General features: G+C 70.0%; 9 protein-coding genes and 2 pseudogenes. 5 read left to right on the top strand and 6 right to left on the bottom strand.

The window, feature by feature from the left end; translation table 11 throughout:
* The 3 genes and pseudogenes from OXS49_RS31745 to OXS49_RS31735 form a co-directional block, all read right to left on the bottom strand.
* A pseudogene (locus tag OXS49_RS31745) lies at nucleotides 1–593 on the bottom strand (hypothetical protein); the annotation flags it as partial.
* Between the two features lie 319 nt (nucleotides 594–912).
* Nucleotides 913–1,323, bottom strand: coding sequence for a peptide-methionine (R)-S-oxide reductase MsrB (gene msrB / locus OXS49_RS31740; RefSeq protein ID WP_243998502.1), 411 nt, complete (start codon nucleotides 1,321–1,323; stop codon nucleotides 913–915).
* 68 nt (nucleotides 1,324–1,391) lie between these two features.
* Nucleotides 1,392–2,585 (bottom strand): YihY/virulence factor BrkB family protein, encoded by a 1,194-nt coding sequence (locus OXS49_RS31735; protein ID WP_243998504.1) that lies wholly within the window; start codon nucleotides 2,583–2,585, stop codon nucleotides 1,392–1,394.
* A 128-nt stretch (nucleotides 2,586–2,713) separates the two neighbouring features.
* On the opposite strand from OXS49_RS31735, the gene OXS49_RS31730 reads away from it, so the two are divergent.
* From OXS49_RS31730 to OXS49_RS31710, 5 genes are all read left to right on the top strand, one after another.
* Nucleotides 2,714–3,787: a UV damage endonuclease UvsE gene (locus OXS49_RS31730; protein ID WP_267428530.1), complete on the top strand. Its 1,074-nt coding sequence runs from the start codon at nucleotides 2,714–2,716 to the stop codon at nucleotides 3,785–3,787.
* Between the two features lie 45 nt (nucleotides 3,788–3,832).
* On the top strand, nucleotides 3,833–4,384 hold the full coding sequence (locus OXS49_RS31725) for an alpha/beta hydrolase (RefSeq protein WP_243998508.1): 552 nt from the start codon (nucleotides 3,833–3,835) through the stop codon (nucleotides 4,382–4,384).
* Between the two features lie 32 nt (nucleotides 4,385–4,416).
* A complete protein-coding gene (locus OXS49_RS31720) occupies nucleotides 4,417–4,803 on the top strand; it encodes a hypothetical protein (protein WP_267428532.1) in 387 nt (128 codons plus the stop codon).
* Nucleotides 4,722–4,979, top strand: coding sequence for a type II toxin-antitoxin system RelE/ParE family toxin (locus OXS49_RS31715; RefSeq protein ID WP_267428531.1), 258 nt, complete (start codon nucleotides 4,722–4,724; stop codon nucleotides 4,977–4,979). The genes OXS49_RS31720 and OXS49_RS31715 overlap by 82 nt, the downstream gene beginning before the upstream one ends.
* A 76-nt stretch (nucleotides 4,980–5,055) precedes the next feature.
* Nucleotides 5,056–5,280 (top strand): hypothetical protein, encoded by a 225-nt coding sequence (locus OXS49_RS31710; protein ID WP_243918539.1) that lies wholly within the window; start codon nucleotides 5,056–5,058, stop codon nucleotides 5,278–5,280.
* 14 nt (nucleotides 5,281–5,294) lie between these two features.
* Here OXS49_RS31710 and OXS49_RS31705 read toward each other — a convergent pair whose 3' ends face one another.
* The 3 genes and pseudogenes from OXS49_RS31705 to OXS49_RS31695 form a co-directional block, all read right to left on the bottom strand.
* Nucleotides 5,295–6,320: a TIGR01620 family protein gene (locus OXS49_RS31705; RefSeq protein ID WP_267428529.1), complete on the bottom strand. Its 1,026-nt coding sequence runs from the start codon at nucleotides 6,318–6,320 to the stop codon at nucleotides 5,295–5,297.
* Nucleotides 6,321–6,351: 31 nt separating this feature from the next.
* Complete coding sequence (locus tag OXS49_RS31700; RefSeq protein ID WP_243998512.1) at nucleotides 6,352–7,797, bottom strand: YcjX family protein; 1,446 nt, start codon at nucleotides 7,795–7,797, stop codon at nucleotides 6,352–6,354.
* An 86-nt stretch (nucleotides 7,798–7,883) separates the two neighbouring features.
* Nucleotides 7,884–8,295, bottom strand: a pseudogene (locus OXS49_RS31695) (hypothetical protein); the annotation flags it as partial.

Below are 8,295 nucleotides of genomic sequence, written 5' to 3'. Positions count from 1 at the left end.
CGCATCGCGCCGAGCGCGCCTTCGTCCGATTCGGAGGATCGGGGGCTGCTGCCGTAGCGTCCGAAGCCGAACCGGGGTTCGATCAGGTCGAGCACGGCGTCGAGCGCCGCATTGTTCAGGGGAACTTCCTCCTGGGCCGGCACGCCCTGGATCGCCAGCGCCTGGCGTTCGAACGCCGCATCGCTGCTGACCTCCCGCCCGAACCACGTCGGCGTCTGGAAGCCCGCCGCGTCGCCGTCGTTGTCGAAGGTGACGCTGACCAGATCGAGGCTGCCGGGGGTGACGTAGCGGTCGATGGCGATCTCGCGCCCGCCGATCGTCAGCGTGGTGCGGTCGTAGGCGGCCTTGCCGGGGCACACGTCGAGCAGGGCATCGCCATGGGCGCGCGGCACGTCGGTGCGCTCCTCGACCGGGACGCCGTCGGGCCCCTTGTTCAGGAGCACCAGCTGGCACTGCTGCCCGTCGACCCGCACGAAGGAGGACCGGCCTCCCTGCGCCGCGAAGTGCCCCTCGGTGATGCGGGCGCCACCGCGCTCCTTGCGGATCAGACGGACCAGCGATGGAGCGACCAGAAATCGGCGAACGGTGCTCATGAACTCAATACCCCTCCGCGTGGTCGGCGGCGCGCCGATCCGGCGGACACCCTTCGGATCGCCGGCCCGGACACGCGGAAGCAAATGGAACGGCGGCGTGCGGCGTTTAAGCTGTGCTGCAACGCCGTATTCACCCGTACCCGATCGCTTCCGTCGCCAAACTCCGGGCGGCGACAACATGAGAGAATAAATCGCTAAGCAAAAACGTGCCGAAATCAAGACCGATCCGTGGACAAGACTCGGTCGCCGACCGTCCTGTCCCCGCTATCCCGATTTTACGCCCAGCTTTCGCAACCCAGGTTAAAGGAAGCTCGGAGCCTCAGTCCGCCGGCTCGAAGTTCATGGCGGCGCCGTTCATGCAGTAGCGCAGGCCGGTGGGGGCGGGGCCGTCGTCGAAGACGTGGCCGAGATGGCCCTCGCAGCGGGCGCAATGCACCTCGGTGCGGACCATCCAATGGCTGCGATCCACCGTGGTCTCCACGGCTCCGTCGATCGGCTCGAAGAAGCTCGGCCAGCCGGTGCCGGACTCGAACTTGGTGCCCTGCTCGAACAGCGGCTGGCCGCAGCCGGCGCAGGTGAAGGTGCCGGGGCGCTTCTCGGCGAGCAGGCAACTCGTGCCGGCCCGCTCCGTGCCGTGCTCGCGCAGAACCCGGTACTGCTCGGGCGTGAGGGACTCGCGCCACTCGGTGTCGCTGCGGGTGTCCGGGCTGGTGGTCGACGTGTCCGCCATGGTGATCTCCCTTGTCGCACCGTCATATAGGTGCAAACGGGGGTATTCGGCAGTCCCGCCCCGTACAGTCAGGCCGCCGCACCCACGGTGTCGGCCATCCGGGCCCGCCGCTGGCCGATCGGGAGCGGCGCCCCCGTGGTGGTATCGCGCCCGGTCTGATGCTCCAGCTCGGCATTGATCTCGCCGCCGAGCAGCACGATCGTCGAGGAGATCCAGATCCAGGTCATGAAGCCGATCACCGCACCGAGCGAGCCGTAGGTCTCGTTGTAGGTCCCGAAATTGGCGACGTACCAGGAGAACATCAGCGAGGCGACGAGCCAGAGCAGGCCCGCCACGACGCTTCCTACGCCGACCCAGCGCCAGCGGGCGTGCTCCCGGCTCGGGCCGAAGCGGTAGAGCACGGAGAGGCCACCCAGCAGCACGATCAGGATCGCCGGCCAGCGCAGGGCCGCGAGCAGCCACGCCGTCGAGCCGAGGCCCAAAAAGTTCAGCGCCACCGGCACAACCACGATCACGTTGAGCGCGATGATGATGAACAGGAGGGCCCCGATCGTGAAGGTCAGCGAGCGGAGGTTCAGCCAGAAGAAGTTCCGCTTCTCCTCCTCCTCGTAGACGACGTTCAGCGCGTCGAACATCGCCTTCATGGCGGCGTTGGCGCTCCAGAGCGACAGCAGCAGGCTGGAGAAGAACGTGATGCTGAGCGAGCCGCTGCCCTTGGCGGCGATGCGCTTGACCTGATCGCCGATCAGCTCGACGGCCCCCGAGGGCAGCATCGCGTGGAGCTGGGCGAGGTGGTCGTTGATGACGTTGACGTCGGCGAACAGCCCGTAGCAGGTGACCAGCGCGGCGATCGCCGGGAACAGCGACAGCAAGGTGTAGAAGGTGACGCCCGCAGCGACCGCCAGGACCCGGTCCTTGTTGAATTCCAGGTAGACCCGGACCGCGATGTCCTTCCAACCGGCCCGCGTCATCTCGGCGGGAGTCTCGGCGGTGCGGCCGCGCTCGGGCTGGGTCGCCACGGTGAGCTGCGCGGCGCGGCCCGAGATCGAGCGCGCGCCGGGGGCCACGTTCCTGCGGGGATCCTTGTCCCCGGGCACCGCGCGGGCGGGCTCGGGATCGGCCGGCGGTTCAGCGGTTGCACGGGGCACCGGCTCACCCCGCCGGGCCGCCGCCAGGGTCACCAGCGCCGATCCGAGCATCAGGATCCACAGGATCGAGCCGGTCTCAGAGGGTCCGGTCGAGCGTGAGGGCGGCGGGGTCATGGGTCGGAACGGGCCGTGCGCGCGGAACTGCCGCGCTCACGGGGCCAAACGTCGGCGCGCCGCCGCCGTTCCGCCGATCTTCGCCCTTCCGGCGGGGACGCGAGCGCTTTCCGCGCGTTGTGCGTCTTATGGTCGATCAGCCCCGCCTCGGTTTCTGCTGCAAGTTCATTCTGGACGAGCCGCCCGGCACGCACGCCACCCTCAAGGCGGAGCGGGAGGCCACGCTCCACATGAACCTGACCAGCGTGACGATGGCCCATCTCGCCAAGCTGGAGCCTGCGGCGCGGCGGTCGAAGCTCTCCGGCTTGGTCGCCCACAACCTCGACGCGCTGGCCCGTCAGATCGCCTGGGTCGGCGCCCGGCCGCCGTTGGAGCGCCTGCTGCGCATGGCGAGCAACGTCCTGCCGGGCTACACCCACCCGATCGCGCAGCCGATCTACGCCGAGCCCGAGATGGTGACGCTGGTGGATCGCGGGCTTGCCGAAGCCGGGGCGCTGGCGCGCCGGCTCGGGGTGCGGTTGAGCTTCCACCCGGGCCCGTTCTGCCTGCTGGCGAGCCGGAACCCGGCGGCCATCGCCAACGGCCTGTCGGAACTCGATTATCACGCCGAGATCTTCGACCGGATGGGCTACGGCGGCGGCTGGCATCCGCACGGCGCCCACATCAACATCCATGTCGGGGCCGGCGACCCCGGCGTCGCGGGGTTCCGAGAGACGCTGCCCAAGGCGAGCCAGGTTGCGCGCGACCTCATCACCGTGGAGAACGACGAGAACGTGTTCGGCCTCGAGGCCGTGCTTCAGCTCGCCGACATCGCGCCGGTGGTGCTCGATCTCCACCACCATTGGGTCCAGAGCGGCGGTGAATATCTCGAACCCGACGATCCGCGTATCGCCCGGGTGAAAGAGTCCTGGCGCGGGGTCCGGCCGATCGCCCATATCAGCGTATCGCGCGAGGCCGTGATCGCGGATTCGGATCCGGAGGCCCTCCCCGACTTCCCGGCCCTGCGCGAAGCCGGCCACGCGGTCCGGGACCTCGCCGCCCATTCCGATCTGATGTGGAACCGGGCGGTGAACGACCTCGTGGCCCGCCACCTGGTCTGGGCGGATTTCGAGATCGAGGCCAAGGCGAAGAACCGCGCCTCGATGCAGATCGCCGCCCACATCGCTGCGCTGGAGCAGTCCGGATCGATGGCCGCCGAATGACGACCGGTCTCGACGCCTCCGTCGGACCGCTTTAGGCAATCCGGCATGAAGACCGCCGATTGCGACATCCTCATCGTCCCGGGCCTGGGGGGCTCCGAGGAGGACCACTGGCAGGCCCGCTGGGCTAGCCGGCTCACCACGGCGCGCGTGGTCGCGCAAGACGACTGGCACGCGCCGACGCCAGACGCGTGGTGCGGGCGGATCGCCGAGGCGGTCGCGGCCGCGACCCGGCCGGTGATCCTGATCGCCCACAGCCTCGGGGTGGTGGCGAGCGTCGAGGCGGTGCCGCTGTTCCCCGCGGGCGTGGTGCGCGGCGCCCTGCTGGTCTCCGTCCCCGACGTGGAGGAGGCGCCGGACCTGCCCGCTGCGGCGCGCGCCTTTGCGCCGGTGCCCCGGGACCCCCTGCCCTTCCCCTCCCTGCTGGTTGCCAGCCGGACGGACCCCTATTGCCGCTACGACCGGGCCGACGATTTTGCCCATGCCTGGGGTGCGCTGACGGTCGATGCGGGCGAATCCGGCCACATCAACGTCGCGAGCGGACACGGGCCGTGGCCCGAGGGGTTGATGCGGCTCGCGGGGTTCTTGAAGGGGTTGTAAGCGGATTTGTGCTCGGAGATGCGGTTTTTCCGATGCGCGCTTACTCTCGAGCCATTGCTTTATCGGATTTCGATCCTTCTGCATTCGTGCAGCGCGATCCCGACCGCCGAACGGCGTTTCTCAAGCTTGAGCCCGCGCGGCGCAGGCAGCCCGCCGATCTGCTTAACGATGCGGTGGATGCGTTCCTTGAGTTGGACTTCCGGCAGTGGGCGGGAATCGAAGCTGGTTTGCTGGAAGCTGAAGCTGGCGCTATCTCCAGCGCGGACGAGGCGGCCGCCGCTTTTCGCCCTCGATGGAGCTCAACTTCACGCGCCGCTCATTACAGCATCTGGAAGCGGTGTACGCCTATATCGATCAGTATGACCCGCGTGCTGGCAACCGCGTCATTGCCCGCTTCGGTGAAGCGATCGAAGTCATGACGGTGCGTCCGCAACGGGGTCGTCCGGAGCGAATCCTCGGTACCCGGGAACGCGTCGTCCCGCGCACGCCCTGCATCGTTGCCTATCGTGTCGTCGGTGCCTCAATCGGAATTCTGGCCGTGCTGCACGGCGAACGCCTCTGGCCTAGATCCAGCGGTAGACGCGAGCCGCGTTAACGCGCCATTTACCACCGCCCCCTTCAGTGGGGGCCGCGGGCGGTGCTTCGGCCCGAGGCCGCCCCGGGAGAGAATCGTGACGCGCAAAGAGCTTCTGGAACGACTCGAGGTGGTCCAGACCGCCCTCGGGCAGCGGGCCCAGGCCAACTTCAACAGCTCCCTGTTCAACGACGTGGCGCTGCTCAAGCGCATCGAAGCCTTCGAGGCGAAGGTCGGTGAGGCCGAAAAGCCGAAAGTTGCCGACTACACCGGCAACATGTTCACCCGCATCGCCAACCGCCGCGCCGCGGGCGCCAAGTAGCCCGCCCCGGAACGTTATTTCGGTTCCGCTTGGACCGCGCGCAGCAGCTCCCCGGCGACGTCGGCGAGCCGCGGCGGCGCTTCCCGCACGAAGGGGAGCGGCCGGCAGACATTGAGGGCGGCGAGCCCGAAGCGGGCGGTCATCAGCCCGTTGAGCACCCCCTCCCCCAGCTTGGCGGAGATGCGGGCCGCGATCCCGAGACCCAGCACCTGCTGCATCACGCTCTCGCCGACCGCCATCCCACCGGTGACGGTGAGGTGCGCAAGCGCGGCACGCCCCAGCCGCAGGAAGCCGAGGAAACCCGGTCGCCCGCCGTAGATCGATGCGATTCGGCGCAGCAGCCGCACGGCAGCGAAGACGACGAAGGCCACGTCCACGATCGCCCGGGGACTCAAAGCCGTCACCGCCGAGACCTGCTTGGCCGAAGCCGCGATGGCGTTGCAGGCCTGCCGGTCGAGGCCCGACAGCAATTCGTGCTCGGCGAGGCCGATCCGGTCGTCCACGTCGAGGATCGCGTCTGCGGCGGCGTCGATCCGGGCGCGGGCCGCCGAGAGGGGGGCGCGGTCGGCGTAGAAGGCCGAGAGTGCCTGCACCACCGCCTGCGCTCTAGTGTGGTCGCGGGTGCTCACGGCATCAAGGGCGGATTGGCGCAGGCGCTCGATCTTCCGCTCGCGCCGCAGGCCGGCGAGTTCCCGCACGACGATGGCGAGCAGCGCCAGCCCGGCGAGGCCCAGCAGCGCGAGCGCCACCCAGCCGAGCCACGGCGCGGCCTGGAACAGGTCGGAGATCATCCGCTCGACCGAGAGCCCGACCCCGAGGGAGACGAGGCCGCCGACCGCCGACAGGAACAGTGCCCCCCAGGGCGAGCGCCGCTTGGGCGCCACCGGCACCGCGACGCCGTCGGCGGCATCGACGATCTCGAAGGGCTCTTCGACGATCCGCGTCTGCGGCCCCGCCGAGAGGGGCGTGGTGGTCACGCTCGCGTTCGACGGCGGCTCCGGCGTTATCCGGAAGGCGCGGGGTTTCTGGCCCGAGGTCATGGCTGAGAGCTCCGCAGACACACAGACATCGTCACGCCAGCTTGTCCCCGATCAGGAACTGCATCGCCCGGTCCAGCCGGATCTGCGGCAGGTGTCCCGGCCGGCCGAGACCGTCGGGGCGGACCAGCGGTGGCCGGAAGCGCGGAAACCGCAGGGAGCCCGGCTCCACCGCCCCCTCCAGCACGGCCTCGGCCCGGGCGGGCAATTCACCCGGGAAAATCGCGGCCTCGCTGTTGCCGTCGAACACCTCGTCGCCCACCACCTCGCCGGCCTCCGGGGTGCCGGCGACCGCCCGCAGGGTCTCGGCGCCATCGTGGACGGTGGTTTCGCGGGTGGCCCGCACGGAGGCCAGCGCCACCGTGCCGACCCGGGCGCCCGCGGCTTCCGTCCGCCGCATGGCCCGCGACACGAGGAGCCGCAGCAGGGCATCGAGCCGGTCGTGGCTCGTCTGGTGGAGATGGTCGGCCTTGGTGGCGGCGAACAGGACCCGGTCGGCCCGCGGCGCGAACAGGCGCGACAGCACCGTGTTGCGGCCGATGTTGAGGCTGAGCAGCACCGCATCCAGCGCCTCTTCCAGCTCCGCCAGGGCGGTTGGCCCGGCATCGACCGCCGAGAGCACGTCCACCAGCACGATCTGCCGATCGACCCGCTGGAAGTGATCGCGGAAGAACGGCGTTACGACCTTGCTCTTGTAGGCCTCGAAACGCCGCTCCATCAGCCCGGCGAGGCTGTCGGGGGCGATCGTCTCGCTTAGGCGGTCGAGCGGCGCGAAGGTCAGCGCGGGGGAGCCCGCGAGATCGCCGGGCATCAGGAAGCGTCCCGGAGGCGTGGTCGCTACCGATTCCGGTCCGGCGCGCAGACCTTCGAGGTAGATCTTGAACGCATCGCTCGCCCGCTCGGCCGCGATCTCGTCGAGGGGGCCGTTCGGGTCGAACCCGTTGAGTGCGTCGAGCCAGGGGGCCGCCACCGCCGCGCGGCCCGGCCGCCGGGTGCCGTTGATCGTCGCCCGCGACCACGCCGTGTAGCTCGTCTCGATCAGCGCAAGGTCGAGGAGCCATTCGCCGGGATAATCGACCACGTCGAGCATCAGGGTCGCCGGTCCGGTGCGCCAGCCGGCGGCGCGCTCGTAGGCGATCTCCAGGCGGAACTGGCTGATCCGGTCGGTCGAGCGCGGCCAGCGCCGCGCCTCGGTCAATGTCCCGAAATGCTCCTCGAAGGGAAAGCGCGGCACGTCGTCGTCGGGCTGCGGCACCAGCTTGGCGCGGCGCAGGCGGCCCTCCTGCGCTGGCGCAAAGGCCGGCAGGGCGTGGGTCTCCACGAGATGGTGGATCAGTGCCGTGGTGAACACGGTCTTGCCCGAGCGCGCGAGCCCGGTGACCCCAAGCCGAAGGGTCGGCTGGATCAACAGGTCGTGCGAGGCCTCGGCGAAGGCTTTGACGGCCGAGCCAGCGCGCGCGGCAAGGTCGGTCAGGGGCACGGGCTGGCTCGTCGTGAGGGGAACGGACGGGGTGGAGGTCGCGCCGCAGAGGTGGCGCGGCGCGGGCCGAACCGCAAGGCTTGTCGTTACGGCGGGGTGCCCCCAGCGGCCGGTGCGAGCGGGCGCAGCCGGGCGATCGCCCCGGCGACGAGGTCGGGACCGGCCCGGAGGGTGCCGAGTTCCACCGCCGACATCGCCAGCATCACCGGCGCGAGGTTGGCGCGCGGGGTTCCGTCCGGCTCGAACAGGTTGAGATCGTCGCCGGGCTTCAGGCCGACGCTTCCGCTGATCCGGGCGGCGTAGGCCTGGATCCGGGTCTCGTCGCCCGTGCAGAGCGGGGCCGGCAGGCGCAGGTCGAGGACCGGCAGGCCAGCCGCAATGGCAGGCAGGAGCGCGGATTCGGCCACCATCCGGTCAGGGTTCGGGACCCGGCCGTCCGCCTTCCGATCGAGGAGCGCCGATGGATCGGCGACGCTCCGGGTGGCGCGCGCGGACGGG

Source organism: Methylobacterium sp. GC_Met_2, from assembly GCF_026540795.1.
In the GTDB taxonomy this organism is placed as follows: Bacteria; Pseudomonadota; Alphaproteobacteria; order Rhizobiales; family Beijerinckiaceae; genus Methylobacterium.
This window is presented reverse-complemented; position numbering and strand designations above follow the sequence as displayed.

Coding starts and splice junctions, on each gene's coding strand:
- msrB (WP_243998502.1), bottom strand. CDS start 1,323: ATGGCGGACACGTCGACCACCAGCCCGGACACCCGCAGCGACACCGAG.
- OXS49_RS31735 (WP_243998504.1), bottom strand. CDS start 2,585: ATGACCCCGCCGCCCTCACGCTCGACCGGACCCTCTGAGACCGGCTCG.
- OXS49_RS31730 (WP_267428530.1), top strand. CDS start 2,714: ATGGTCGATCAGCCCCGCCTCGGTTTCTGCTGCAAGTTCATTCTGGAC.
- OXS49_RS31725 (WP_243998508.1), top strand. CDS start 3,833: ATGAAGACCGCCGATTGCGACATCCTCATCGTCCCGGGCCTGGGGGGC.
- OXS49_RS31720 (WP_267428532.1), top strand. CDS start 4,417: ATGCGCGCTTACTCTCGAGCCATTGCTTTATCGGATTTCGATCCTTCT.
- OXS49_RS31705 (WP_267428529.1), bottom strand. CDS start 6,320: ATGACCTCGGGCCAGAAACCCCGCGCCTTCCGGATAACGCCGGAGCCG.